Origin of the sequence: Dyella marensis, assembly GCF_049532885.1 — a bacterium.
Taxonomy (GTDB): Bacteria; Pseudomonadota; Gammaproteobacteria; order Xanthomonadales; family Rhodanobacteraceae; genus Dyella_D; species Dyella_D marensis.
In genome coordinates, this window is sequence record NZ_CP064029.1 from 3,084,869 (window position 1) to 3,111,403 (window position 26,535).

22 protein-coding genes are annotated in these 26,535 nt (G+C 66.6%); 13 read left to right on the plus strand and 9 right to left on the minus strand.

Features of this window, described 5'->3' with window-relative positions; genetic code table 11:
* Window positions 1-18: 18 nt before the first annotated feature.
* Window positions 19-1,131, minus strand: coding sequence for a non-hydrolyzing UDP-N-acetylglucosamine 2-epimerase (gene wecB, locus ISN75_RS13290; RefSeq protein WP_167256828.1), 1,113 nt, complete (start codon window positions 1,129-1,131; stop codon window positions 19-21).
* Between the two features lie 486 nt (window positions 1,132-1,617).
* On the opposite strand from wecB, the gene ISN75_RS13295 reads away from it, so the two are divergent.
* Window positions 1,618-3,318, plus strand: coding sequence for a polysaccharide deacetylase family protein (locus ISN75_RS13295; RefSeq protein ID WP_343820073.1), 1,701 nt, complete (start codon window positions 1,618-1,620; stop codon window positions 3,316-3,318).
* 207 nt (window positions 3,319-3,525) lie between these two features.
* On the opposite strand, the gene ISN75_RS13300 is transcribed toward ISN75_RS13295, so the two are convergent.
* Window positions 3,526-5,079 carry a right-handed parallel beta-helix repeat-containing protein gene (locus ISN75_RS13300; protein ID WP_343820074.1) on the minus strand — a complete coding sequence of 518 codons (1,554 nt, stop codon included), beginning with the start codon at window positions 5,077-5,079 and terminating at the stop codon, window positions 3,526-3,528.
* Window positions 5,080-5,247: 168 nt separating this feature from the next.
* Window positions 5,248-5,718, minus strand: coding sequence for a hypothetical protein (locus ISN75_RS13305; RefSeq protein WP_167256826.1), 471 nt, complete (start codon window positions 5,716-5,718; stop codon window positions 5,248-5,250).
* Between the two features lie 314 nt (window positions 5,719-6,032).
* On the opposite strand from ISN75_RS13305, the gene ISN75_RS13310 reads away from it, so the two are divergent.
* A complete protein-coding gene (locus tag ISN75_RS13310; RefSeq protein WP_343820076.1) occupies window positions 6,033-9,611 on the plus strand; it encodes an ATP-binding protein in 3,579 nt (1,192 codons plus the stop codon).
* 27 nt (window positions 9,612-9,638) lie between these two features.
* On the opposite strand, the gene ISN75_RS13315 is transcribed toward ISN75_RS13310, so the two are convergent.
* From ISN75_RS13315 to ISN75_RS13325, 3 genes are all read right to left on the minus strand, one after another.
* The gene (locus ISN75_RS13315) at window positions 9,639-9,971 is read right to left on the minus strand and encodes a hypothetical protein (protein ID WP_167256825.1); all 333 of its coding nucleotides are present in this window, start codon (window positions 9,969-9,971) and stop codon (window positions 9,639-9,641) included.
* Window positions 9,972-11,275: 1,304 nt separating this feature from the next.
* Complete coding sequence (locus ISN75_RS13320; protein WP_343820079.1) at window positions 11,276-11,623, minus strand: hypothetical protein; 348 nt, start codon at window positions 11,621-11,623, stop codon at window positions 11,276-11,278.
* 121 nt (window positions 11,624-11,744) lie between these two features.
* Entirely contained in the window at window positions 11,745-12,191 is a 447-nt protein-coding gene (locus ISN75_RS13325) for a DUF3592 domain-containing protein (protein ID WP_423385071.1), read from the minus strand.
* A 282-nt stretch (window positions 12,192-12,473) separates the two neighbouring features.
* On the opposite strand from ISN75_RS13325, the gene ISN75_RS13330 reads away from it, so the two are divergent.
* The 10 genes from ISN75_RS13330 to ISN75_RS13375 all read left to right on the plus strand — a co-directional run bounded on the left by ISN75_RS13330 (window position 12,474) and on the right by ISN75_RS13375 (window position 21,758).
* Entirely contained in the window at window positions 12,474-13,028 is a 555-nt protein-coding gene (locus tag ISN75_RS13330) for an RNA 2'-phosphotransferase (protein WP_343820081.1), read from the plus strand.
* A 34-nt stretch (window positions 13,029-13,062) separates the two neighbouring features.
* On the plus strand, window positions 13,063-13,530 hold the full coding sequence (locus tag ISN75_RS13335; RefSeq protein WP_343820082.1) for a nuclear transport factor 2 family protein: 468 nt from the start codon (window positions 13,063-13,065) through the stop codon (window positions 13,528-13,530).
* Window positions 13,531-13,674: 144 nt separating this feature from the next.
* The gene (locus tag ISN75_RS13340) at window positions 13,675-14,049 is read left to right on the plus strand and encodes a hypothetical protein (RefSeq protein WP_343820084.1); all 375 of its coding nucleotides are present in this window, start codon (window positions 13,675-13,677) and stop codon (window positions 14,047-14,049) included.
* A 64-nt stretch (window positions 14,050-14,113) separates the two neighbouring features.
* Window positions 14,114-15,391, plus strand: a complete 1,278-nt coding sequence (locus ISN75_RS13345) for a TolC family protein (RefSeq protein WP_343820086.1) — start codon at window positions 14,114-14,116, stop codon at window positions 15,389-15,391.
* Window positions 15,388-16,485, plus strand: a complete 1,098-nt coding sequence (locus ISN75_RS13350) for an efflux RND transporter periplasmic adaptor subunit (protein ID WP_343820088.1) — start codon at window positions 15,388-15,390, stop codon at window positions 16,483-16,485. The genes ISN75_RS13345 and ISN75_RS13350 overlap by 4 nt, the downstream gene beginning before the upstream one ends.
* Window positions 16,485-19,595 carry a CusA/CzcA family heavy metal efflux RND transporter gene (locus tag ISN75_RS13355; RefSeq protein ID WP_343820089.1) on the plus strand — a complete coding sequence of 1,037 codons (3,111 nt, stop codon included), beginning with the start codon at window positions 16,485-16,487 and terminating at the stop codon, window positions 19,593-19,595. Before ISN75_RS13350 ends, ISN75_RS13355 begins: the two co-directional genes overlap by 1 nt.
* A 162-nt stretch (window positions 19,596-19,757) precedes the next feature.
* Complete coding sequence (locus ISN75_RS13360; protein ID WP_343820090.1) at window positions 19,758-20,444, plus strand: sigma-70 family RNA polymerase sigma factor; 687 nt, start codon at window positions 19,758-19,760, stop codon at window positions 20,442-20,444.
* A 14-nt stretch (window positions 20,445-20,458) separates the two neighbouring features.
* Window positions 20,459-20,821 carry a hypothetical protein gene (locus tag ISN75_RS13365; protein WP_343820092.1) on the plus strand — a complete coding sequence of 121 codons (363 nt, stop codon included), beginning with the start codon at window positions 20,459-20,461 and terminating at the stop codon, window positions 20,819-20,821.
* Window positions 20,818-21,384, plus strand: coding sequence for a hypothetical protein (locus ISN75_RS13370; RefSeq protein WP_167256812.1), 567 nt, complete (start codon window positions 20,818-20,820; stop codon window positions 21,382-21,384). Before ISN75_RS13365 ends, ISN75_RS13370 begins: the two co-directional genes overlap by 4 nt.
* Before the next feature lie 23 nt (window positions 21,385-21,407).
* Window positions 21,408-21,758: a hypothetical protein gene (locus ISN75_RS13375; protein ID WP_343820094.1), complete on the plus strand. Its 351-nt coding sequence runs from the start codon at window positions 21,408-21,410 to the stop codon at window positions 21,756-21,758.
* 4 nt (window positions 21,759-21,762) lie between these two features.
* Here ISN75_RS13375 and ISN75_RS13380 read toward each other — a convergent pair whose 3' ends face one another.
* The 3 genes from ISN75_RS13380 to ISN75_RS13390 are packed head-to-tail and all read right to left on the minus strand — an operon-like array spanning window position 21,763 to window position 24,147.
* Window positions 21,763-22,116, minus strand: coding sequence for a hypothetical protein (locus tag ISN75_RS13380; RefSeq protein ID WP_168647163.1), 354 nt, complete (start codon window positions 22,114-22,116; stop codon window positions 21,763-21,765).
* Window positions 22,117-22,142: 26 nt separating this feature from the next.
* Window positions 22,143-22,910, minus strand: coding sequence for a LytTR family DNA-binding domain-containing protein (locus ISN75_RS13385; RefSeq protein ID WP_343820096.1), 768 nt, complete (start codon window positions 22,908-22,910; stop codon window positions 22,143-22,145).
* The gene (locus tag ISN75_RS13390; protein ID WP_167256808.1) at window positions 22,903-24,147 is read right to left on the minus strand and encodes a sensor histidine kinase; all 1,245 of its coding nucleotides are present in this window, start codon (window positions 24,145-24,147) and stop codon (window positions 22,903-22,905) included. The genes ISN75_RS13385 and ISN75_RS13390 overlap by 8 nt, the downstream gene beginning before the upstream one ends.
* Before the next feature lie 338 nt (window positions 24,148-24,485).
* On the opposite strand from ISN75_RS13390, the gene ISN75_RS13395 reads away from it, so the two are divergent.
* Window positions 24,486-26,441 (plus strand): MGH1-like glycoside hydrolase domain-containing protein, encoded by a 1,956-nt coding sequence (locus ISN75_RS13395; protein ID WP_343820098.1) that lies wholly within the window; start codon window positions 24,486-24,488, stop codon window positions 26,439-26,441.
* The last annotated feature ends 94 nt before the right edge of the window (window positions 26,442-26,535 follow it).

A 26,535-nucleotide genomic window follows, 5' to 3' on the forward strand; every position in this document is an offset into this window, starting at 1 on the left:
CCTTAGTGTTCTCCCCTGTCAGACCGCTTCGCGCCGGCGTTCGCCGCCCTCCAGCGCCCCCTGCAGCAGATCCACGATGCGATCGCTGGCCCGGCCGTCGCCGAATGGATTGCCCGCGCGCGCCATGGCGCCGTAGGCCTCGCCGTCGTCCCACAGGTCTTCGATCTGTTTCACGATCGACGCGCGCCGCGTGCCCGCCAGCCGCGCGCAGCCGCCTTCGATCGCTTCCGGCCGCTCGGTCTCGGTGCGCAGCACCAGCAGCGGCACGCCGAAGGTGGGTGCTTCTTCCTGCAGGCCGCCGGAATCGGTCAGTACCAGCCACGCGTCGATCAGCGCCTGCTGCATGCGCAGGTAGTCGAACGGGCCGCTCAGGTGCACGTTGCCCAGCTCGCCCAGGATGGCGTGCACCGGCTTGCTCACCGTCGGGTTCAGATGCACCGGGAACAGGATCTGCAGTTCCGGATGGTGGCTGGCCACGTCGGCGATGGCGTAGCAGATCTCGCGCAGGTCGCTGCCCCAGTTCTCGCGCCGGTGCGCGGTGACCAGCAGATGGCCGCGCCCCGCATGTCCGCGCTGGATGCGGCGATGGCGCGTGACCCAGTGCTGCGCGTCGATCACTGTATTGCCGGTGATGAACACGCGCTCGTCCGGCACGGCTTCGGCCTGCAGCGCCTGCGAGGCGCGCGCGGTCGGCGCGAAATGGAAACTGGCGATGCGGCTGACCATCTGCCGCAGGCCTTCTTCCGGGAACGGCCGCGCCAGGTCGTAGGTGCGCAGGCCCGCTTCGACGTGCGCCACCGGCACGCGGTGGTAGAAACCGGCGAGCGCGCCCAGGAAGGTGCTTTCGGTATCGCCCTGCACCATCACCAGCGACCACGGCCGGCTGGCCATCACCTCGTCCAGCAGTTCGCGGCAGCGCGTGCTGAACTGCGCCAGGGTGTCACCTCCGCGTGACAGTTCGATATCCGGCTGGATATCGAAACAGGCGAGCATCTGCCGCGCCATGTCGTCGTGCTGGCCGGTGTGCAGCCATACCGGCCGCGCCCAGCCGCTGTTGCGCAGCGCGTGGTAGACCGGCGCAAGCTTGATGATTTCCGGGCGGGTGCCGCAGATGATCAGGATGTCCTGCATGACTCCTTCCCCCTTAAGGATGGCGACGCGTGTCCTGGCCCAGATGTCCGGCGCCGCGCTGCCGCCGCGCAAACGGCGGGGAAGAGCGGTCGTCCGGGGTCCCTGGTTCCCGGATAGACGTGTCGGCTGAGGAGTCCGCGTGGTGGTTTTCGACCTGCGATGGGTGTTGCGTCCGGGTCGCATATTGGGGTCGCGCCGGGCTGCCTGACGATTGACTAAAAGCCATACCTCGACAGACCAATAAAAACGCGCATTCCAGGCCCGTAAGCTTCAACTTGGGGGCGATGCCTCTCCACTCTCGGGAACAGGGACCTGGGCTTCGGAAAATCGTTCTCCGCCATGCGCGCAAGCACGGGGGCATTCGTGGCTTGCGTCGATTTCCATCGCAGCATGTGAGGATTTCCCATGACCAGGTCCCGCCTCAAGCCCTCCGTCGTGAGGTCTCTTCTCGCCAGTGCCGCCCTGGTGTTAACCACGGCAGCCGGCTTGACCTCTCCTGTCCATGCACAGCTGGCCGAACACGCCGACATGCAGTTGCTGCCGGCGCCGCCGCGCTCGCTCGTGGTCGCACCGTCGATGAAGACCGCGCAGAAGTCGGTGTCGACGCTGACCGCGTCCGGCTCGGTGCAGCGCAATGTATCGCTGAGCATCCTGCTCGGCGCACCGGCGAACGCCTTCGCCGGCGCACCCGGCGCCAATCCCAGCCAGAACACCCTGGTGCTGTACGACAGCACCGGCGCGTGGGCCTGGCTGGGCGAAGCCTATGCGGTGATGGCGGCCAATCTCGTTTCGCACGGCAGCAAGTACACGCTGCACACGGCCGCCAGCTACACCGCCGGCGAACTCAACAACTACACCGGCCTGGTCTATGTCGGTTCGACCTATGACGAACCGCTGCCGACCGCGATGCTCGACGACGTGCTGGCCACCACCAAGCCGGTGCTGTGGATGAACGACAACATCTGGCAGCTGGCCGCGCGCTCGCCGAATTTCGCCGCGCAGTATGGCTTCTCGCCGATGTTCTTCGACTTCAGCAATACGCTCACCGTCACCTACAAGGGCGTGGCGATCCAGCGCAACGCGCTGGCGGTGCCGTCGGGCCTGCTGCAGACGAGCATCACCGATCCGACCAAGGCGACGGCCGTGGCCGTGGCGACCAACGACACCGGCGGCACGGTGAACTGGGCGACCAAGGGTGCGAACCTCACCTATATCGGCGAGATCCCCTTCAGCTATATCGGCATGAACGATCGCTACCTGATCGCGGCCGACCTGATCGGCAAGGTGTCCAATCCGTCGATGCTGGCGCGCAAGCGGGCGCTGGTGCGCATCGAGGACGTCAACGCCACCGACGATCCGGCCGCGCTGCGGGCGATCGCCGATTACCTGTCGAGCAAGGGCGTGCCGTTCACGGTCGCGGTAATTCCGTACTATCTCGACCCGAAGGGCTTCTACAACAACGGCGTGCCGCAGGCGATCCACCTGTCGCAGGCGCGCAACGTGGTGAGCGCGCTGAAGTACATGCAGTCCAAGGGCGGCACCATCCTGATGCATGGCTATACGCATCAGTACTCCAACGTGGCCAATCCCTACAGCGGCGTGTCGGCGGACGATTTCGAGTTCTACCGCTCGCACATCAGCCCCGACAACTACGTGCTGTACGACGCGCCGCCGGCCGAGGATTCGGCGCTCTGGACCCAGGGCCGCATCACCAAGGGCCTGATGGACTTCGCCGCCGCCGGCTTCCTGGCGCCGACCATCTTCGAGCCGCCGCACTACGCGGCCTCGGCGGTGGACTACAAAGTCATCAACAGCATGTTCTCCGCGCGCTACGACCGCGGCCTGTATGCGGGCGGCTGGTGCCCGAACGGCGCCTGCGGCACGGGCACGCCGGACTACACCAAGATCTACGGCCAGTTCTTCCCCTACCTGGTGCGCGACGTCTACGGCAGCGTGGTGATCGGCGAGCAGCTGGGCAACGTGGAGACCGAGGCGTTCAACAACAATCCGGCGCGCCTCCCGGCGGACATCCTGGCCAGCGCCAACGTCAATACGGTGGTGCAGGACAGCGTGCAGAGCTTCTTCTTCCATCCCTATGTGAACATCAATTACCTCAAGCAGATTGTCGAGGGCTTGCAGGGGATGGGGTATACGTTTGTGCCGGCGAATACGGTCAAGCAGGGATAAGCCTTACTATTGAAGCCCTTCTCCCCTCCGGGGAGAAGGTGCCGGTCCCACGGGGACTCCCTTCGGTCGCAGCGGATGAGGGGCGGGTGCTAGCCATAACGGATCGACGAAGCGACGCACGCTTTCCGCTTCCGCTTCTACGCTCCGCCCGGCCCCTCACCCCGACCCTCTCCCCGGCGGGGAGAGGGAGATGAAGGGTGAGGCGGATTACGGCTGCTGGTAGGCGCCGATATCGATCTTGCCCGCCGCGCTCAGCCGCGGCTGCCCGTCGAAATCTACCGTTCCCACCGTGGACGCCGGCAACGCCAGCCCCGCGCCACGCGCCGCCGAGCCGCTGCCCACGTGCAGATCCGGCATGGTCAAGCTGGCGAACTGCGGATTCACCAGCAAGGTGAGCTTGTCTGCCCCGCTGGCGGTGCGATAGCCGGCGATGCCGGTGTAGCTCTTGCCCAGCCACACCCAGTTGGCATTCCCCGCGCCGCCGTCGGCGAAATACAGGTTGTGCTCGATCGTGCCCGGATTGGCATAGCCGGCATTGCTGGTGGTCTTCGGCCAGAAGTTCACCAGCAGGCCGTCGGCGGTGGCGTACAGCAGGTTGTTTTCGAACACCGTGCCGCTGACGTGGAACTGGATCTGGAACTCGCCGCTGCCGCTGGCCTGCTGGTCGTTGCGGAACAGCGTGTTGTTGACGATGGTGGCGTTCTGCATGCCGCCATTGCCCGAGGCCGCACCGCCGATCGAGATGCCGGTGATATGGGAGAACATCACCAGGTTGTTGCGCACGTTCACGTCGCTGCTGAACTTGTTCCTGGTTTCGCTGGCCAGCTCGATGCCCAGGTCCGCCCGGCTGACCACGTTGCGCTCGATGGTCACCCGCGTGCCGCCTTCGACGTAGATGCCGTCGGCGGAGAAGTCGCCCGCGGGATACGCCGCATTGCCCTGCGAGCTGATGTTGTACACCGAGTTGCCGCTGATCACGCCGTCGCGCGCCTGGCTCTGGAACGTGCCGCCATTGCGGCCGGACATGGTCTCGAAGCCGAGCGCCGCGATGCCGATGTTGTCGTTGTCGTGCACCGCGTTGTTGCTGATCGTCCACTGCTCCACGTTGCCGGTGAGCGAGAGCGACTCGCTGCAGCCCGTGCGCAGATGGTCCACCTCATTGCCGCTGATGGTGAGCTGGTTGATCGAGTTGGCCGCGTCGTTGGCATAGACCTCGATGCCGAACGCATTGCCGTTGGGGCAGCTTTCGATGCCGTTGGCGATGTCGTGCACGCGGTTGCCGAGGATATTCACCTGGGTGCCGCCTCCATTGATGTAGATGCCCACCGGCGTGGCCGTGCTGCTGGACGTGCCGTAGTTGCCCACGTCGAAACCCTGCACCGTCACGTAGCTGACGTTGTTGAGGTTCCACAGGCCGCGCATCGCGTTGGCCGGCACGGTGAGGCCGCTGCCGCTGACTGCGGCCTTTTCGCCCGGATAGCTTGCAAACACGATGGGACCGGCCGCGGCGGAACCGGAGGTGTTGACGTCGATCGTCTCGGCATAGGTGCCACCACGCACATAGACGGTGTCGCCGGCAATCACGCCGCGCGTTGCGCGGCCGATCGTGCGCCACGGCGCATCCAGCGTACCGGCGGCGTTGTCATTGCCATTCGTGGCGACGTAATACGTGTGGCCTGCGGCATAAGCCGGCGCCAACGGCAAGGCGGCGAGCAAGGCGCAGACGAGGGGAGCGAACTTCCATGCGGGGGAATGCTTCATGCAGGTCTCCGTAGGGTGCGGATGGGGACGTCCGGAATGGACAGCCACGCATGCACACCCGGATGAAACCGCAAGCGCCGGAGCGTCCATGCGCGGACGGCGCAGTCTGCTCGCCCGCGATGGCGCCGTTGTTGATCGGCGTCGCAAGAGGACGCGCCACGCGGCGGCTCAGGCGTAACGCCGCTGCGTCGATTTCTCGACAATCAGCTTCAGCGCATCGGCCAGCACCAGCACGCGTGGCGTGTCCTCGCGCCGCACCACCAGGGCCGCGAGTTTGTCGTCCACGCTGTCGGGCAGCATCATCACTTCCAGCCCGCGCGCGGCGACAATCTCGTCCAGCCATTCGAAGTAGTCGTCCGACCAGAAATCGCGCCGGTCGGCCGGGAACGGCGGCAGCGGTTCGTCCAGGCTGTCGCTGATGCATTCGTGCAGCACCTGCAATTGGTCGCTGGTGAGCAGGAAGTCCTTCAGGCGGAACAGCAGCGAAGCCTGCATGAGCTGCGGCTGGCCTTCGCCGTGCAGCCAGGCAAGCTCGGCGTCGCTGGCCGCGTTGCGCACACGCTCGGCGCGTTGCGCCAGTTCTGCGCGTTCCAGCTCGCCGCGGGTGAGCAGGTCGATCAAGGTCTCGAGTTTGTCCATCGCGGGCCGTTGCTCCTTGAGGCTAGATGGGTAACAGGCAACACCGTTCATGGTGAACCGACGCCAACGAGACAGGCTCGAATGCAGCGCATGGCAACGTGTTCGACGCGACGCTGGCGTGACGATGACGTGATATCCACACCATCTGCGCAACGCTTCCCACATCGGCGAAACCGCTCCCTGGCGCGGCCGCGACGGCGTGAACTAAATCACAGCCGGCTGCCTTGCGAAAGTAGTTGCACGCGTAACGCCGTTCACTTTGCAACCACATCAGAACAATCAAACAGAAACATCCTCATCTGAGAGCGTCGAACGTGGAGATCAGCGCGCACAGGGACTTCCTCGGCGGCAGCCAGATGGGCGAGCTGATACGGGCGCACGACTGGTCCGCCACGCTGGGCGCGCCCGCGCAGTGGCCGCGCAGCCTGCAGACGGCGGTGCGCATCATGCTGTCGTCGCGCCACCCGATGTGGGTGGGCTGGGGACCGCGGCAGGTGTATCTCTACAACGACGCTTATCGCGCGATCATCGGCGGCAAGCATCCCTGGGCGCTGGGGCGCACGATCGACGAGGTCTGGCCGGAAATCCAGGACTACATCGCGCCGCGCCTGGCCCAGGTGCTGGCCGGCGGCGAAGGCATCTACGTCGAAGGGCAGCTGCTGATCATGGAGCGCAACGGCTACCCGGAAGAGACCTACTACACGTTCTCCTTCAGCCCCCTGCCCGACGACGACGGCCGCCCCGGCGGCATCATCTGCGTCAACACCGACGACACCCGCCGTGTGATCGGCGACCGCCAGCTTGCCACCTTGCGCGAACAGGCCGCCAGCACCATGCATGCGCACGGCTGGCAGGACAGCTGCGAGCGCAGCGCCGCCGCGCTCGCCGCCAATGCGCACGACGTGCCGTTCGCGGCGATCTATGTGGCCGAGCCGGATGGCGCCTTCGTGCTGGCCGCCAGTGACGGTACCTCCGCGGGCGAAAGCATCGCACCGCGGCGCATCCTGCCCGGCGACGAGCGCAGCTGGCCACTGGCGCGCGCGCTGGCCGCGGGGCATCCGCTGCACATGCACGACCTCTCCTCGCGCTTTCGCATGCAACTGCCGCGCGGCGCCTGGCCGCTGCCGCCCAGCCAGGCGGTGCTGCTGCCGATCGCGGCGGCGGGCGAACATGGCCGCGCGGCGGTGCTGGTGGTCGGGCTCAATCCGTATCGCTTGTACGACGCGGCGTACGCAAGTTTTCTCGAACTGGCCGCCGGCCAGGTCGGCGCCGCCATCGCGCAGGCCGACGCGCTGGAACAGGAACGCCGCCGCGCGCAGGAACTGGCGCGGCTGGACCAGGCCAAGACCCTGTTCTTCTCCAACGTCAGCCACGAATTCCGCACGCCGCTGACCTTGATGCTGGGGCCGCTGGAGGAATGGCTGGCACGGGAGGAAACCGCGCCGGCCGCATCGCGCAGCCTGGTGGAACTGGCCCATCGCAATGGGCTGCGCCTGCTGAAGCTGGTCAATACGCTGCTGGATTTCGCGCGCATCGAAGCCGGCCGCGCGCAGGCGCGCTACGAGCCGACCGACCTTTCGGCACTCACCGCCGAACTGGCCAGCAGTTTCCGCTCCGCCATCGAGAAGGCCGGGCTGATGCTTACCGTGGCCTGCCCCGCCGGCTTGCCGCCGGCTTACGTGGACCGGGAGATGTGGGAAAAGGTCGTGCTGAACCTGGTTTCCAACGCGTTCAAGTTCACCTTCGAAGGCGGCATCGTGGTGACGCTGTCGCCGCAGGAAGGCTGCCTGGCGCTGGAGGTGAGCGACACCGGCACCGGCATTCCCGCCGAAGAGATGCCGCGCCTGTTCGAGCGCTTCCACCGCGTGGAAGGCGCGCGCGGCCGCAGCATCGAAGGCAGCGGCATCGGCCTGGCGCTGGTGCGCGAACTGGTGAGCTTGCACGGCGGCCAGCTCGAAGCCGTGAGCGCGGAAGGCCGCGGCACCACGCTTACCGTGCGCATTCCCCTGGGCAAGGCGCATCTCGATGCCGCGCGCGTGTTCGAATCCGACAGCACACCCTCGCCCGCCCGCCATGCCGCGCCCTATGTCGACGAAGCCGCGCAATGGCTGTCCGCCAGCGTGGCGCCGGCGCCGTACGTGCCGGCGCCGGAGGGCGCCAGCGGCGAATACATCCTGCTCGCCGACGACAACCAGGACATGCGCCAGTACGTACAGCGCCTGCTGCAGGAAGCCGGCTGGCGCGTGGAGTGCGTGGCCGACGGCGAGGCGGCGCTGGCGGCGATCCGCCGCGAACGGCCGTCGCTGCTGCTGGCCGACGTGATGATGCCGCGCCTGGACGGCCTGGCCCTGGTGCAGGCGCTGCGTGCCGACCCCGCACTCGCCCTGCTGCCGGCGGTGCTGCTGTCGGCACGTGCCGGCGAGGAAGCGAAGATCGAAGGCATTGAGGCCGGCGCCGACGACTACCTGGTCAAGCCCTTCACCGCGCGCGAACTGCTGGTGCGCGTGCAGAGCCACGTCGCCCTGGCGGCCATGCGCCGCGAAGCCGCCGAACGCGAGCGCACGCTGCGCGAACAGGCCGAGCAGACCGAACGCCGCCTGCGCCAGCGCACCGGCCAGCTGCTGGATGCGCAACGCGACATCCTGCAATCGCGCGAGGCGCTGCGCCGGCTCAATGCCACCCTGGAAGAGCGCGTCGCCAGCGAGATCGCCGAGCGCGCCAAGACCGAAGAACAACTGCGCCAGGCGCAGAAGATGGAAGCGATCGGCCATCTCACCGGCGGCATCGCGCACGACTTCAACAACCTGCTGACCGTGATCATCGGCAACCTGGAGCTGATGCAGCGCCAAGGTGCGCAAGGCACGGCCGGGCATCCGCACCGCTACACCGACAACGCGATGCTCGGCGCCCGCCGCGCAGCCACCCTCACCCAGCGCCTGCTCGCCTTCGCGCGGCGGCAGCCGCTGGAGCCGCGGCCGGTGGATACCAACCGGCTGGTGCTGGGCATGTCCGACCTGCTCGCGCGCACGCTGGGCGAGAGCATCGCGATCGAAACGGTGCTGGCGAACGACCTGTGGCAGGTGAACGCCGACGGCAACCAGCTGGAAAGCGCCCTGCTCAACCTGGTGGTGAATGCGCGCGATGCCATGCCCCATGGCGGGCGCTTGCGCATCGAAACCGCCAACGTCCATATCGATGCCGACACCGCCCGCGAGGAAGCCTCGCAGGAAGCCATGCCGGGCGCATACGCGCGCCTGAGCGTGACCGATACCGGCGCCGGCATGGCCTCCGACGTGCGCGAGCGCGTATTCGAACCGTTCTTCACCACCAAGCCGACCGGCCACGGCACGGGGCTGGGGCTGTCGCAGGTGTACGGCTTCGTGCGCCAGTCCGGCGGCTTCGTCACGCTGCAGAGCGAGGCCGGCCACGGCACCACGGTGCGCATCCACCTGCCACGCCTGACCGCGGAGCAGGCGGTGACGGAACCCTCCGCGCAACCGCTGCCCGACGTCGCCGGCGGCCACACCGTACTGGTGGTGGAAGACAACCCCGACGTACGCGACTACAGCTGCCTGCTGCTGCGCGAACTCGGCTACCAGGTGCTGGCCGCCGAAGATGCGCCCACCGCCCTGCTGCTGCTCGCGCAGCACGCGGAGGTGGACCTGCTGTTCACCGACGTCGGCCTGCCCGGCATGAACGGCCGCGAGCTGGCGGAACAGGCGCTGGCGCTGCGTCCGGCGCTGAAGGTGCTGTTCGTCAGCGGCTATGCGCGGCAGGCGATCGTGCATCAGGGGCGGCTGGATCCGGGGCTGCAGATGCTGGCGAAGCCGTTTACGCATGGGGAGCTGGTGGAGAAGCTGGCGGCGGTGATGGAAGTGCGGCAGATGCTGTAGCGCGCCGCCAGCAGGTTTCAGACGTCTCTAGTTGTCGACGCCATCGCACACCACGTCGCTGGACTCCTCGCCAGGATGCTCAGCCGCATCGCGCACCTGTTCCCATTGCATGCGCAGATGCGCCTGCGCGGCGCAGCGTGCGCCCATATCGATCAGGGCGGCGATGCCATCCAGCATGATCGGCAGGCGCCGCGCATCCGCGCCGCCGCGCTCGTGGACGCGCTCGGAGAGGAACTGGAGGGACACATGGGCGTACGCCAGCCATTCGGTGGCGTCGTTGAGCAAGGCATCCGGGCCCGCGTCGGGGTCGGAGTAGTAGTGGGTGTGACGGGTGATCCAGGGCTCGCCGTACATGTTCATAAGCAACTCCTTGCTAAAGGAATGCCGCGCCTTCGCTCCGAGAACGGCACGCCGCCGGACAGCACGGCGTGCCGCGACCACACGGACTCGAAGGTTCACCGGTGGCCTGTGCTCAGGCCCCGGGCGGCTGGATTGATGAAGTGGGTTGCGGTGTCAGCGGGTTTCGCCGTTGCACGGGGCAACGCGCCGGGTGAATACGGCTCGGATAATTCCTGCGAAAACTCTTAAACCGCGGGGCTTCAACCCTGTCCGCTAGATCGTCGGACGGCCTGGGTATGCGGTGAGGAGGTGGCCGAGGGGATCGGCACGCGTGCGAATACCGTATGATCTTGGATAGCCATGATCAACTTCCTTTCAGTTGGTGATGGTTAGCGGGTCAGGGGTGTTTGCCGCACCCTTGGCCCGCGCTCTCACAGCATTGCTGCCATCGTTTCCCGCGTTGCGTCTTGACGTCACTGCGCGGGGAACATCTCGGAAGGTATCAAAGGCCAGTCGGCCTGTCTGTAGGTGCAACCGTGAGTTGCGCATGAGTGGTGTGATTTACAGAGTTGTCCGATGGTTTTCGGAGTATTCGCTGTTGAGGCACACGTCTCGCTGTTGAATCCGACGCTGAAGAATCCTGTCTTTGCTTCTTTGCCACTCAGGCCTCTGCCGGGCCAGCTTTGTGGCGAAAGCGATCATGTTCGCGCTCACTTCTTTCGCCTTCGAGATCGCCGACTTTTCCAGGTGCGCTGTCGATGGTCAGGTGGCTCTATCTCGGCCTTCCGATCGTCCTTCAACTTCATCCTGGCCAGATGAATTACCGTGACCGCGCCTGCGACAGCGACTACGGCGTAGTCAACCCAGCCCCAACTGTGCCACCCAGAACCCACGAAGGCTGCGAGTATCGACGTTGACTCGATTGCGAACATCGATGCCGCTCCAAAAAAAAGAATTCCAACGGGTCTAAACGGGGTCGGGTTGGACTACCCCTGATTTCACGAACACCACCCGATGAGCGTGGCGTCCCCCTTCCGATTCGTGGCAAACCACTTCAATGTTGTGCCCATCTACTCCGGACAGGGGTGGCTCTTGTGGATTGCGGTGAGAGCTGAGGCTTTGTGTTAGGTCCACATATCACCACACCGAAACAGCCGATCGCTTTTTGGCAACGGCGAGGGCTCGGTAGCTGAGCATGCGGCTGCGATGAGTAGACTCAAGGCAGTCCAGGCCTTCTTCATACACAAATCCCTGTGGGTGAGAAAAAGTTTTCGCGGATGATAGCGCTAGCCCTATGCGCACCCGCTTTGGGTCGGAAGCCAACGTTATGGAGCTAGTTGCTCAGCCCGTTCCAAGAATAAGCCCTGCAATTCTCCCGCGAGATTTCGCGCACCAAATGTCAGGCGAAATTCACCATCAATCCCTTCTAGCGCGCATGTTCCATCGATAACGCCCAACACATTGGCGGTCGTATCGATAGCGACCTGACGCGTCAGTTCTATAAGCACTTCCCGCTGATCTGAGTTCAGATCACTGAAGACCGTTAGAACACGCTTCCAATACGGGTCGGACGCTCCGCTCGGGTCAGCATTCAATAAAAGGGCCCGATAAATCGCGTTGTTCTCCTCTACGACAGCGACATTGAGTTTCGAAACAAAGCTCTCTGGCGTCATATCGATTTTCCTCGCCGTATCTAGATCGTCAGGTAATCCTGAAGCTACACGCGCATGGTGCCATGCCTCCATCCAAGTGTGCGCTTCGGGTCGAAAGCGGACAGCAGTGCCGGCACGTCGTCTAAGATTCGCCACCCGGCGATACTGGCTGCTTGAAAGGATTCCCCTTGCGGATCAGCTGAACTGCTCCGACGAGCACAAGGAACCCCGCGACCAGGAAGGGCGTCATGGCCCGTGCCTCATAAAAACAAACCGCGGCCGAAGGCGTCATCGGGGTATTCGTTCCGGGAACGCTCGGATCATAGTAAATGGCGATAGGATCGCCGGACTTTATGGAGTGACAAGGGCGCTCGGAATACCCGTACGAAGAGTTCGTAAACTGCCGCCCGTTCACGCTGAATCGATAAAATATCTTCCCGTGATCGCTGCAGTCGACATTCACGACAACTCCCGTTGTCTTCTCACTTTTTTCCTCAAGTCGCTTCCAGCTGGCAACTTGCGATGAGCAAGCACTAAGAACCAAGCAGGCGGGCATCCAGAGCCAGCCGATCTGAAGTCGATACCCCATCTTTCTACAATCCCCTTGCAACCCGTAACTAAACTATCAATGTCTGCCTCGGATCGAAAGCGGACCTAACTATTCATCGCCGCAGGATAGATAGACGCTGCCTCCGACGCACTCAGCAACCTTGCGTCATGTAGAGTCTCCTGCCACGGCGATCCGTATACGGCGCAAAGCATCAAGAAGTTCAGCTTCTGCTCGACGGCGGCATTGCCCCTGCGAACTTGAATATCCAGCCACTCCCCCGGATCATCCCGCGCCAATGGAAACCAGCCCCGTTACGCGCCCATGAGCGACCACCATACCCGCACCAGCAAATTCCTCAGCTACGTGCTCCGCCACGAACCCCAGTCCATCGGCCTGACTCTGGACAGCGAAGGCTGGGCCGATCTCGATGCCTTGATCGACGGCGCCACAGCGTCCGGACAACAGCTCGACCGCGCGCTGATCCAAGCCGTGGTGGCAAGCAACGATAAAAAGCGCTTTGCCTTGTCCGACGACGGCAAGCGCATCCGCGCCGTGCAGGGGCATTCCACCCAGGCGGTAGCCATTGCCTATGAAGCCAGGACTCCCCCGGCGATGCTTTACCACGGCACGGCCACGCGGTTTCTGGCGTCGATCCTTGCCGAGGGCCTGCGCCCCGGGCAGCGGCATCACGTACACCTTTCCGAGAACCTGGCTACCGCGACCGAGGTCGGGCGCCGCTATGGCGAGCCGGTGATTCTCGGCGTCGACGCCGATGCCATGCACGCCCACGGCTTTGCCTTCTTTCAGGCGGATAATGGGGTGTGGCTGACGGAGCAGGTGCCTGTAGCCTTCCTGCACCGGCTGCCCGACGCATAAACCGCTGTCCTCCTCTCCATCCCCGAGGTGCCGCATGAACACCCGTCCTCCCCTGCCTCCCTTCACCCTCGAAACCGCCCTGCAGAAAGTGCGACTGGCCGAGGATGCGTGGAATACGCGCGACCCGGAGCGCGTCGCCCTGGTCTATACGGAAGACACGCACTGGCGTAATCGTGCGGAATTTCTCGATGGCCGCGAGGCGGTGAAGGCCTTCCTGCGCCGCAAGTGGGACCGCGAGCTCGATTACCGGCTGATCAAGGAACTATGGGCATTCGGCGGGCATCGGATCGCCGTGCGTTTTGCCTACGAGTGGCACGACGATGCGGGCCAGTGGTACCGCAGCTACGGCAACGAGAACTGGGAGTTCAATGACGACGGCTTGATGGTCAACCGCCATGCCAGCATCAACGACAGGCCGATCGCCGAGTCGGAGCGCAAGTATCACTGGCCGCTGGGGCGGCGGCCGGATGGGCATGCGGAGTTGAGCGAATTGGGGTTCTAGAGCAAGGCGCTATTTAGTTCGTGTCGACCGTCAGCGCACTGCTCCGCCCGGCCCCTCACCCCAGCCCTCTCCCCGGAGGGGAGAGGGGGCCGGACGTTGAGTGAAATTGTCTAACACCCGGCTGGCCTTTTACGATTCCACACTATGTCCCGCGCATCCACGCCATTGTTGTCGCAGCTGCGCCGCTTCCGCGGCCTGTGGCTGCTTGCCGTGTTCGCGCTGATGATCAAGCTGGTCGGCGGCTCGCTGTGTGCGGCCGATGGCCTGCAGTATGGGGCCAAGGACACGCAGCGCTCCGCTCTCGTTCAAGCCGCTGCCGCCAGCGACGACGGCGGTGGCGATTGCCTGCTGGGCGAAGGCGGTTCCTGCCATTGCGCCTGCCCGCATGCGGTGCCGCTGCCGGCGATGGTGAGCTTCCACCTTGCCGCCGAAACGCTTCCCTCCGAGCTTCCCGCAGCCTCGTCCGGCCATCGCGCCGAACGCACGGCCACCTTGCTGCGCCCGCCCATCGCCGCCTGAAAACCCTCGACACCGCCGCGCTCTCCGGGCGCGGCGCCCTGATGGTTTTTAGGAGACGCTATTTATGTCCGTGCTACGTGCAGCCCTGCTGGGGGTTGCTTGCATGCTTTGCGCCGGTACCGCCTGGGCGGCGGCCGCGCAGGAAAACGCCGGCCAGCCGGCACTGTTCGCCAATCCTTCGCTGCGGCAGGCGGTTCGTTCGGTATGGGACGGCAGTCCCGACGTGCAGGTCGCGCGCGCCGAACTCAACGCCGCGCAGGCGCGTGCGCGCGCCGCCGCACAGCCGCTGTACAACCCCACGCTGGCCCTCGATGCGGAGAATGCCGACGTCAACCGGCGCACGATGGGCCTGAGCCTTGCGCTCGATCTCTCCGGCAAACGCCGCGCGCGCTCCGAACAAGGCTCCGCACAGTTGCAGGCCAGCCAGGCCGGCTACGACCTGCTGCGCCGGGACGTCGCCACGCGCTGGCTGAAAGCCTGGTCCACGTTGTCGCTTGCCGCCGAACAACGCCAGCTCGGCGAACGCCGCGTGGAACTGATGCGCCGCTTCGACGAGCTCGCGGCGCAACGCCTGAAGGTCGGCGATATCAGCAGCCCGGAACGCGACCTCGCCGGGCTGGCGCTGGGCGAAGCGCAGATCCAGCAGGCTTCGCTGGTTGGCAACGAAGCCGCGGCGATGGCGACGCTGGCCTCGATCAGCCCGGACGCCGCGACCAGCGCAGGCAATCTGCCGAACGCCTTGCCGCCCGCCTCCGCCACCATCGCGCCGCGCGCATTCGACGACTATCCCGAACTGGTCAGGGCACGCGCACTGCAGGCCGGCGCCGAAGCCGGCGTGCAGGTGGCGCAACGCGCGCGCATGCCCGATCCGACGGTAAGCCTCACCGGTGGCCAAGTGCGCAGCGGCCCGGTCAACGACCGCGTCATCGGCGTCAGCGTCTCCATCCCGCTGCCCGTGCTGAATACCGGACGCGCCGAAGTGGATGCCGCACGCGCGGAGGCCGACGCCGCCTCCGCCGGTGTGCACGCGCAACAGCTGGCGGCCAAGGCGCGCCTGCGCGAAGCCCAGGCGCGCTACGACGCGCTGCTCGGCGCCGCGCAGGCCTTCCGCATCAGCCGCGCCGCGGCCTTCGACGAGCGCACCGCACTGCTGGAAAAACTCTGGCGCGCCGGCGAACTCGGTACCTCGGACTATCTGGTCCAGCTCAAGCAAAGCCTCGACACCGCGCTGTCCGGCCTCGACCTGCAAGCCCAGGCCTGGCAGGCCTGGTTCGACTATCTCTCCGCCGCCGGCCGCCTGACCGACTGGATCGACGGCGGCAACAAGGATGCCTCCCCATGAGCCGCCCCCTGCTCCGCTCGCTGTTGTTCTCGCTCGCCCTCACCGCCGTTGCGGCCCACGCCGAAGGCGGCAAGGAAACGCCAACCGCCAACCCGCTCGCGCTCGATGCGCCGGCGATCAAGCAAGCCGGCATCGTGCTGGCCAAACTCGGAACGCGTCCGCTCACCGACGAAATCAAGGCGCCCGGCGAAGTGAAAGCCGACGCCTACTCCACCGTGCTGGTGGCGCCGCGCATCGAATCGATGGTGCTCAAGCGGCTGGTCAAGCTGGGCGACGTGGTCAAGTCGGGCCAGCCGCTGGTGGTGCTGTCCAGCGTGCAGGTGGCCGAAACGCAGGGCGCGCTGATCGTCGCCGAACAGGACTGGCAGCGCGTCGCCTCGCTCGGCGCGCAGGCCGTCTCCGGCCGCCGCTACACCGAAGTGAAAGTGCAGCGCGACCAGGCGCAGGCCAAGCTGCGCGCGTACGGCCTTTCGGACGGCCAGATCAAGAGCGTGCTGCGCAACGGCTCGGCCCGCGCCGACGGCAGCTATGAACTGCTCGCGCCCACCGACGGCCGCATCACCACCGACCAGTTCCTGGTCGGCGAGCGCGTCGACGCCGGCCGCATGCTGTTCACGCTGATCAAGGAAGACTCGGTATGGGTCGAGGCGCAGCTGCCGCCCGCCGATGCCGAACGCATCAAGCCCGGCGGCGATGCACGCATCCTGGTCCATGGCAGCACCCTGCCCGGCACCGTGGTGCAGCGCTCGCACCAGACCGACGAACGCACCCGCACCGTGCCGGTGCGCATCGAAGTCGACAACCGCGGCGACCTGCTGCACCAGGGCGAATTGGTCGATACGCGGCTCGCGGTCGGCGCGGGCAAGCCGGTGCTGGCGGTACCGGCCGAGGCGGTGATCCTGCTGCAGAACCAGAGCACCGTGTTCGTCGCCAAGGGCAACGGCCAGTTCGAGCCGGCACCGGTGATCGCCGGCGAGACGCGCGACGGCTGGGTGGAAATCAAGGACGGCCTCAAAGCCGGCGCCACCTACGTGAGCAAGGGCGCCTTCGCCTTGAAGGCGCGGCTGCTGCGCGCGCAGCTGGGAGAAGAATGATGCTCGGCCGCCTCGTCGAACTCTCCCTGCGCTACAAGCTGCTGGTGCTGATCCTGTTCCTGATCGTCGGCGTGGCCGGCTACCAGGCGGTGCGCTCGCTGCCGATCGATGCGTTTCCGGATGTCACGCCGGTGCAGGTCAACGTCTACACCGAAGCGTCCGGCCTCGCCGCGGAAGATGTGGAGCAACTGCTGACCACGCCGGTGGAATCCGCGCTGGCCGGCCTGCCCAAGGTGCAGGAGATCCGCTCGGTCAGCCTGTTCGGCCTGTCCTATGTGTCCGTCTATTTCGAGGACGCCATGGACATCTATTTCGCGCGCCAGCTGGTCAACGAACGCCTGCAGCAGGTGGGCGACCGCCTGCCCGCCGGCTACGGCAAGCCGGAGATGGGCCCCAATACCTCGGGCCTGGGCCAGGTGTTCTGGTACACGGTGGAACGCGCGGACAAGCAGCTGAAGAACGCGCCCGGCGACATGGACCTGCGCACCCTGCAGGACTGGAACATCCGCCTGATCCTGCGCACCGCGCCTGGCGTCGACGACGTCACCTCGTGGGGCGGCCAGGAAAAGCAGTACCAGGTGCGCATCGACCCGATGAAGCTGATCGCGCACAACCTTGGCTTCAGGCAGGTGATGGAAGCGCTGGAAGCGAACAACGCCCAGGTCGGCGGCAACTTCGTCGACGTCGGCCGCGAGCAATACCTGGTGCGCGGCCTGGGGCTGGTCAAGGATGCACGCGACCTCGGCAATATCGTGCTGAAGACCGAGGACGGCACGCCGGTCTACGTGCGCGACGTCGCCAGCATCGTCGAAGCCGGCGCGCCGCGCACCGGCGCGGTCACCCGCGACGGCAAGGAAGTGGTGATGGGCCAGGCGCTGGCGCGCATCGGCGAGAACGCCAAGGACGTGGTGGACGCGGTGAAAGCCAAGCTCGCCACCGTGGAGCAGGCGTTGCCGGAAGGCGCCGTAGTGAAGCCCGTGTACGAGCGCACCGAGCTGGTGAACAAGGCGGTGGGCACGGCGGTGCGCGCGCTGATCGAAGGCTCCATCCTGGTCGCCATCGTGCTGTTCCTGTTCCTGGGCGAACTGCGCAGTGCGCTGGTGGTGGTGATCGCCCTGCCGCTGGCGATGCTGATCGCGTTTATCTGCATGGAGCAGGCGGGGCTGTCCGCCAACCTGATGTCGCTGGCCGGGTTGGCGATCGGCATCGGCATGATGGTGGATGGCGCGGTGGTGATGGTGGAGAACGCCTTCCGCATCATGGCCGAACGCAAGGCGCACGGCCTGCCGGTGGACCGCACCGCCGCCGTGCTCGCCGCGGCGCGCGAGGTGGCCAATCCGATCGCGTTCGCGATCCTGATCATCATCGTGGTGTTCCTGCCGCTGTTCAGCCTGCAGGGGCTGGAAGGCAAGATGTTCAAGCCGATGGCCTTCAATATCAGCTTCGCCATGGCCGGCTCGCTGATCCTGGCGCTCACCCTGATTCCGGTGCTGGCCGCGCTGGTGCTCAAGCCCAAGGAGGAAAAAGACACGCGCCTGGTGGCCTTCCTGAAGCGCCGCTATGCGCGCGTGCTCGACTGGTCCTTGGCAAGGCGCCGCACGGTGGTGGCCATCGCGCTGGCGGCACTGGCCGGCAGCCTGGCGCTGTTCCCGTTCCTGGGCAAGGAGTTCATGCCCAATCTCAAGGAAGGCTCGATCATGTGGCGCATCACCTCGATCCCCTCGGCCTCGCTGGATGAATCCATCGCCATCTCGCAGCAGGTGGAGGCGCTGATCAAGCAGAAATTCCCCGAGGTCGACACCGCCCTGGCCATGATCGGCCGCGCCGAGAAAGGCGAGACGGCGGACGTCAACTATATGGAGGTGTACACGCCACTCAAGCCCAAGGAGCAATGGCGCAAGGGGCAGACGCTGGAAAGCATCGAGGCGGCCATGCAGCAGGAGCTGAGCGCCGCCTTGCCCACCGCGGTGGTGAGCTATACGCAGCCGATCCAGATGCGCATCGAGGAACTGATCTCCGGCGTGCGCGCCACCCTGGCGCTCAAGCTCTACGGCGACGACCTGGGCGAACTGGACCGGCTCAGCGGCCGCATCAAGGACGTGCTGGCCGGCGTGCCCGGCGTCGCCGACCTGGCCCTGGAAGCGAACCTGGGCAAGCCGCAGATCCGCATCCGCGTCGACCGCGACGCGTTGGCGCGCTATGGCCTGAATGCGCAGGACGTGCTGACCGTGGTGAAGAACGGCATCGGCGGCGAGCCGGTGTCCACCTTGCTGGACGGCGTGCGCCGCTTCGATATCGCGGTGCGGCTGGACGACGCCAGCAAGGCCTCGCTGCCGGCGCTGGAGCGCATTCCGATCCGTTCGGCCAGCGGAGCGCTGGTGCAGCTGGCGCAGGTGGCCGAAGTGACGCAGGCCGAAGGCTATTCGTTTATCCGCCGCGAGCAGCTGCAGCGTTATGCGGTGATCCAGATGGACGTGCGCGGCCGCGATATCGACGGTTTCGTGCGCGAGGCCAATGCCGCCATTGCGCAGAAACTGAAGCTGCCCACGGGCTACTACACGGAATGGGGCGGCGCCTTCGAGAACCAGCAGCGCGCCCTGCAGCGCCTGGCGCTGATCGTGCCGGCGACGATCTTCTTCATCTTCATCCTGCTGTACACGGCGTTCAACTCGATGAAGTACGCGGCTTTGATACTTGCCAATGTGCCCTTCGCCACCATAGGCGGCATCGTCGGCCTGGCCATCACCGGGCAATACCTGTCGGTGCCGTCGGCGATCGGCTTTATCGCGGTGTTCGGCGTGGCGATGCTCAACGGCATCGTGCTGGTGAGCTTCCTCAACGAGCAGCGCGGCCAGGGCCTGAGCGTGCGCGAGGCAGTGCTGCGCGGCACGGCGCTGCGGCTGCGGCCGGTGCTGATGACGGCGAGCGTGGCGATCCTGGGCCTGGTGCCGATGCTGCTGTCCAGCGGCGTGGGGGCGGAGACGCAGCGGCCGCTGGCGACCGTGGTGGTGGGCGGGTTGATCACCTCCACACTGCTGACGCTGGTGCTGTTGCCGACGCTGTACGAGTGGCTGGAGTTGCGTGCCGAGCGGAAGGCACGCAGCACGTAGGTTGGGGTGAGCGCAGCGAACCCCAACGGACGCCGCACCGTTGGGGTTCGCCTCCGGCTCACCCCGACCTGCGCCGGATGGAAGCCGTTTGTCCTGGCTTAACCCCATTCCTCACAGGGCAGCGAATACCCTGTTACTCCCCCCGAGGAACGGATGCCCCCCATGACCGCCCACGCCCTCCCCTTCGATTCGCCCCTGGCCGGCCCCATCGGCTTTTTGCAGTCGCAATGGCCCTGGCTGGCCAAGGACGAGGCGGTGATGCCGCCGCCGCTGCGCATCGACGGGCGCAGCGACGAGGACTGCATGGCGCGCTACCAGGACGGCGACGAGCGCTCCTTCCGCGTGCTCTACCTGCGCTACCGCGACCGCCTCTACCGCTACGCCCTGCGCCTGGCCGCGCATCCGCAGGAGGCGGAGGAAGTGTTCCAGGAAGTGTGGCTGGCGGTGGTGCGCGGCAAGAGCGGCTATGCGCCGGGTGCTTCGTTCGCCGCGTGGCTGTTCTCGATCGCCCATCGCCGCGCCGCCGACCGCTGGCGCTCGCTGGCCCGCCATGCGCCGGACGGCATCCATGCCGCCGATGCGGAAGAGACCGAGGCGGTGCACGAGAACACCGCCTCCATCGCCCTCCCGCCCGACGGCCACGCCCATAACGACGCACTGGGCAGCGCCCTGCAGCAGGCCGTGCGCGCCTTGCCGCTGCCGCAGCGCGAGGCCTTCCTGATGAAGGCCGAAGGCGGCCTGAGCCTGGAAGACATCGCCCTGGCCACCGGCGTGCCGCGCGAAACCGTCAAGAGCCGCCTGCGCTACGCCCAGCAGCGCCTGCGCGAAGCCCTCCAACCCTGGTTGTGAACGGAGCACCGGCCATGCATCACGACAACGACGACGTCCTCGACGAACTGGTCGCGCTGTACCGCCAGAGCGCGAACGAAACCGCGCCGCGCCGGGTGGATGCCAAGGTGCTGCGCGCCGCCGAAGCGCGCCGCCTGCATCGCGCCTGGCCCTGGCTGGGCCTGGCCATGGCGGCCAGCTTCGCGCTGTGGCTGATGGTGTTCCACGCCATGCCGATGCCGCCGGTGCCGCCGGTGCAGGCGCACCACGACGCTACCGCCACCTACCTGCTGCACATGGACATCCGGCCGCCGCAGCAGCACGCCGACGGGCTGTCGCACACCGCCGCCTACCTGTACGCCGACATCAACAGCAACAGCCTGGAGAACGCTCCGTGACCCACCGCCTCGCCTTCGCTCTCGCCACCGCGCTCCTGGCCGTCTCGCTGCATGCCGGCGACGCGCCGAAGGGCTGGTTCCCGGCCGGCTCCTCGCCCGACAGCTACGACATGGGCGTGCAACCCGGCGACCGCCATGCCGGCGACCGCAACGCGTACATCCGCGCGCAGGCCCAGCATCGCGGCTTCGGTACGCTGATGCAGACCATCGGCGCCGACGCCTACCGCGGCAAGCGCCTGCGCCTGTCCGGCTACCTGCGCACGCGCGACGCCAAGAGCGCGGCGATGTGGATGCGCATCGACGGCAACTTCCAGCAGACCCTGGGCTTCGACAATATGAGCAGCCGCACGCTCAGCGGCGACACCGAATGGAAGCGCTACGACATCGTGCTGGACGTGCCCGAAGGCGCGCAGGCGATCGCCTTCGGTTTCCTGCTGGAGGGCAAGGGCGAAGTGCTGGCCGACGATTTCCACATGGAGCCGGTGGGCAAGGATGTTCCCGTCACCGGCACCGACCGTCCCGCGCTGCCCGCCATGCCGTCCAACCTGGATTTCGCGCAATGACGCCCGCGGGAGGAAAGCGAACCATGAAGATGCCGCGCATCCTGCTCAGCGCCTTGCTGCTTGCGCTGGCCATCACCGGCTGGGCCGGCGCCGCCGAACGCAGGCATGGTTGCGATACGAATCCCGCGGCCACGGCCACCCCGGCGCCCGATTGCCATGGCTCCGTTCCCGGGCTGCTGAACTGGAGCGAGGTCTACGAAAAAGAACAGCGCGCCGCGCCGCATGCCGCTGCACCCGTGCCCGGGAGCCAGCAGGATGCGGGCCAGCGCATGGCCGGAACGATCCTGCTGCCGCTGCGCATGACCGCGGACCATGCGCTGTCGCTGCTGGATTTCCTGGTGCGGCTGTGCGTGCAGTCGATCCTCGGGCCTTGAGGATTCAGCGCGCGCTTTTGCAATCGGCCTGCACCGCCTCGCCCTGCGCGCTTACGCAAGGGCGGAATCCTGCCGGCAGGCCGACGATCTCCCTGCTCGCACCTTGAGCCAGGGCGAAGCGCTCCGGCGGCTTGTCGCAATTGGCGGAAGGGACGACGCAGGCCGGATCGAACAGCGCGAAATGGCATACCCCCGTGGCGCTGGCCAGGCATATGAATTTCGCCACGCCGGCACGCAGTTCGATCCTGCCGTGCACGATGTCGCGTCCGCCCGCGTCGCTGCGGATGTCGGTGACCTGGCCGCCGGTGCAGCCGGCCACGGCGAGTAGGTAGTAAAGCAGAGCCAGTACGTTGCGCATGGTGAGCTCTCCTGGGCGGCGCCGCGTCACATGTTGCGGAACAGCAGCATGAAGGGCTGGCTGACCAGCAAGGTCTCCGGACGCTGGCGCAGGCGCAGCGTGCCCTTGCCGCTGTCGTCGCGGATCACGGCCGCCACCGCTTTCAGGTTGACGATGGTGGAGCGGTGGATCTGCTTGAACACGGCCGGATCGAGCAGGCCCAGCAGTTCGCGGATCGGCTTGCGCATCAGCGCCTCGCCTTCGGCGGTCACCACCGTGGTGTATTTGTGGTCGGCGCGGAAATAAGCCACGTCGTCGATCATGATCAGCCGCGTTTCGCGGCCGGCGCTGGCGGTGATCCAGGTCAGCGGCGGCCGCGCCTCGGCGAAGCGGCCGGCATCGAGCTGGCGCACCAGCGCCGCCAGCGCCTCGCCCGCCAGGCCTTCGCCCGCGCTGCGCTGCTTGATCCGCTGCACGGTGGCGGCGAGGCGTTCCGGCGCAATGGGCTTCAACAGGTAATCCACCGCGCCGCGTTCGAACGCATCCACCGCGTATTGATCGTAGGCGGTGACGAACACCACCTGGGTGGCGGGGCTCGCTTCCGCCGCGGCGGCGGCGACTTCCAGGCCGGTGAGGCCGGGCATGCGGATATCCAGGAAGGCAACCTCGGGACGATGCTCGGCGATCGCTTCGAGCGCGGCGGCGCCGTCCTCGCATTCGGCCACGATCTCCAGCTCCGGCCACGCCTGCTCCAGCTGTTCGCACAAGGCCTGGCGCAACAGCGGTTCGTCTTCGGCAACGATGGTTTTAGCCATGGGCCACCGCCTTGGCAGGCACGGTGAGCGTTGCCGCCACGCCGCTGGGGAAGTTGGCGAGAATGGCCAGCGAAGCGGCATTGCCGTAGACGAGGCCTAGGCGTTCGCGCACGTTCTTCAGGCCGATGCCGGTGCCGCTGCCCGCTTCCGAAAAGCCTTGCCCGTCGTCCGCCACGGTGATCGCCACCGCATCGTCCTTGGCGCGGCCGAGCAGCCAGATGGTGCCGCCGCCAGGCTTGGGTTCCAGGCCGTGCTTGACCGCGTTTTCCACCAGGGTCTGCAGCATCATCGGCGGCAGCGGCGTGGCGAGCAGGTCCGGCGCCACATCGATCTCCAGCTTCAGGCGGTCGCCCATGCGGATGCGCAATATCTCCAGATAAGCGCGCGAACGTTCCAGTTCGTCCGCCAGGGTGGACAGCGCATCGCCGGTGCGCGGCAGCGAGTGGCGCAGATAGGCGATGAGGTGGCCGAGCATTTCGTCGGCGCGGGCCGGATCGGTGCGCGTGAGGTATTGCGCGCTGGCCAGTGTGTTGTAGAGAAAGTGCGGTTCCACCTGCGCATGCAGCAGGTTCAGGCGCGCCACGGTGAGTTCCTTCTCGGTGGCGGTCTGCCGCGCCGCGGCCTGTTCGCCGCGGCGGCGCTCGGCCACGCGGCGGGTGATGGCGCGGGTGATGCCTTCGGCGTTCTCCAGGTTGGTGCCGTCGTCGACGCGGAACCAGTCGCTCCACGCGCCGCTGCACGGCTCGCAGATCAGGGTGACGCTGCTGCTGCCGTCGCCGGGCAGCACCGTGGCGAGGATCTGGTTGTCGCGGTGGTTGAACCAGCCGAACAGCGAAAAGCGACGCGGCTGGCGGTTGCCGTAAGGGTCGATGCGGCGCACCTTGGCACGCAGCTGGAGGCTGTCCGGCGCGCTTTCCACGTTCTCGCTGCGCGGCAGCTCGCGCACCGCCGCATCCAGCAGGCGGAAGGCCTCGCCGGCCTCGAACGGAATCTCGATCTGCCGGCGCTGGCGGCTGCTCAGGCTGCTGCCGTCGGCCCGGCCCATGATCAGCCGCACGCGCCGCACATGCGAGAACGCGCCGGTGATCACCATGCCGAGCAAGGCCATGCATAACAGCACGAAGGGCCAGGCCGGGCCGTGATAACCCTCGCTGATGCCGTTCCACACGATCACGGCAAGCATGAAGGCCAGGAACCAGGCGAGCGCCAGGCGGATGACGAAAAAGAAACTGGTCATGGAAGGCTTTCCCCGGAAGCGATGACGGGGCGGAGCATAGCCGGGGTGCCGGGGATTGGGACTTCGCTTGTGACGGAAGGCCGTGGGCGCCGACGAAACGGGGGGATTGGCGGATGAAGCCAAGCTCGTCATTCCGGCGCAGGCCGGAATCCAGTGGCGGCAGACCGTATACCGGCGAGGCGTCAAAGCGCTCGCCTTTGGGACTCACGGCGAAAGCCGGACGATATCGCTACTGGATTCCGGCCTGCGCCGGAATGACGGCCGTGCATCGAACGGCACAGGACAGCGCACCGCGTTTGCGGCAAAGATCGCCGGCTCCCCGCCACGAGTGCCCACGGATGCGCCGACCGCTGTTCGCCCTGCTGCTGGCCGCCACGCTCGCCCCAGGCGCGCAGGCTGGCGCGACGGAGCGCTATCTCGACCTGCTGGACTTGCACGGCACGCCCACCTCGGCCACCGACCGCCGCTTCAACCTGTTCTTCGACGCCGGCGCGTGGCACGGCTACAGCCTGCCGGCGCGCGACGAAGGCACCGGCTTCAGCGGACCGTTCGTGCACAGTCTCGACGGCGGGCGCTGGGCGGGGCGGCGCTTCGCGGCGTGGACGCTGGAGAGCAGTGCGGGCAAGCCGATCGCGCTGGCTGCAACGGAAAGCCACGCCGGCCCCGGCTATCTGGAACGCACGCATGCCGGTGGCGGCTTGTCGGTACGCGAAACCTTGTTCTTCGCCGACGCGTGGCATGCCGTCGCGCGCATCGAACTGAGCGCAACCGCAAGCCGCGACCTGTATCTGCAGGTGGAAGGCGAAGCGATGGGCGGCGCGCCGCGCGCGGACGATGGCGGCATCGTGCAGACGCTGGGTCGCCGCTCGTTTCTCGCCACGCGGCTGTTCGCCGGACGCGAGGTGGCGGCGAAGGCGGAAGGGCCGCGCTATCGACTGGAACCGGCCGGCCTGCTGCATGTGGAAGCGGGCAAGCCTGTCACGCTGTACGTCGAGCAGACCCTGGTGGTCGACAACGCACGCGAACAGCCGCCGCTGGTCGACCACGCCGACGCATGGCGGCGCAACCGCGCACGCTGGGACGGCTACCTCGCCTTCGCCGACACCGCCCACCTGGTCGGTGTGAGCGACGGCGATGCCCGCCGCGTTGCCGCCAAGGCGGTAGCCACCCTGCTCGCCAACTGGCGCGCCGCACGCGGCGACCTCGGCCACGACGGCGTGATCCCTTCGTATTCCAACCCCGACTTCAACGGCTTCTGGGCCTGGGATTCGTGGAAGCACGCCGCCGCCCTCGCGCGCTTCGCACCGGATCTCGCCCGCGACCAGATCCGCGCCATGTTCGACCGCCAGCGCCCCGACGGCATGGTGCCGGACTGCGTCTACCTGGACGCCAAGGACAACAACTGGCGCAACACCAAGCCCCCTCTCGCCACCTGGGCCGTGCTGGCGGTGTACGACGCTACTGCCGACCGCGCCTTCCTCACCGAGATGTACGGCAAGCTCGCCCGCTATCACCGCTGGTGGTGGACCGCCCGCGATCACGACCACGACGGCCTGGCCGAATTCGGCTCCACCGACGGCACCCGCATGGCCGCCGCCTGGGAAAGCGGCATGGACAACGCCGTGCGCTTCGACGGCGCAAAGATGCTGCCGAACGGCCCCGGCGCGTGGTCGCTGGACCAGGCCTCGGTCGACCTCAATGCCTATCTGTATCGCGAAGCCATCGACCTGGCGCGTATCGCCGAAGTGCTCGGCAAGGTGGACGACCACGCCGCGTGGATGAAGGAAGCGGAGCGCATCCAGACCGCGGTGCGCACACGCATGTTCGATCGCGAGCACGGCTATTTCTTCGATATCCACCTGAGCGACCGTTCGCCGGTGCGCGTGTATGGCGCCGAAGGCTGGACGCCGCTATGGGCCGGCCTTGCCGATGCTACGCAGGCGCGTGCGGTGAGCCAGGTGATGCTCGATCCGAAGAAGTTCGCCACGCGCATGCCGTTTCCCACACTGGCGGCGGACGATCCGCACTTCTCGCCGATCAAGGGTTATTGGCGCGGCCCGGTGTGGCTGGACCAGGCGTATTTCGGCATGGAAGCGCTGCGGCGTCATGGCTACGCGCAGCAGGCGGATGAGATGGCGCGGCGATTGGTGCTCAATGCACGCGGTTTGACGGCGCAGGCACCGTTTTATGAGAACTACGATCCGTTGACCGGCAACGGCTACCAGTCGCCGAATTTCAGCTGGTCGGCGGCGGCGTATGTGTTGATGCTGACGCCGGCACTGAAAGCGCCGTAAATGCACCTCCAAGCGCACCGTAACGTTGGGGTTCGCCTGCGGCTCACCCCAACCTACGCCACGGCAAGATTTGACGTTACGCTCCGCCCGGCCC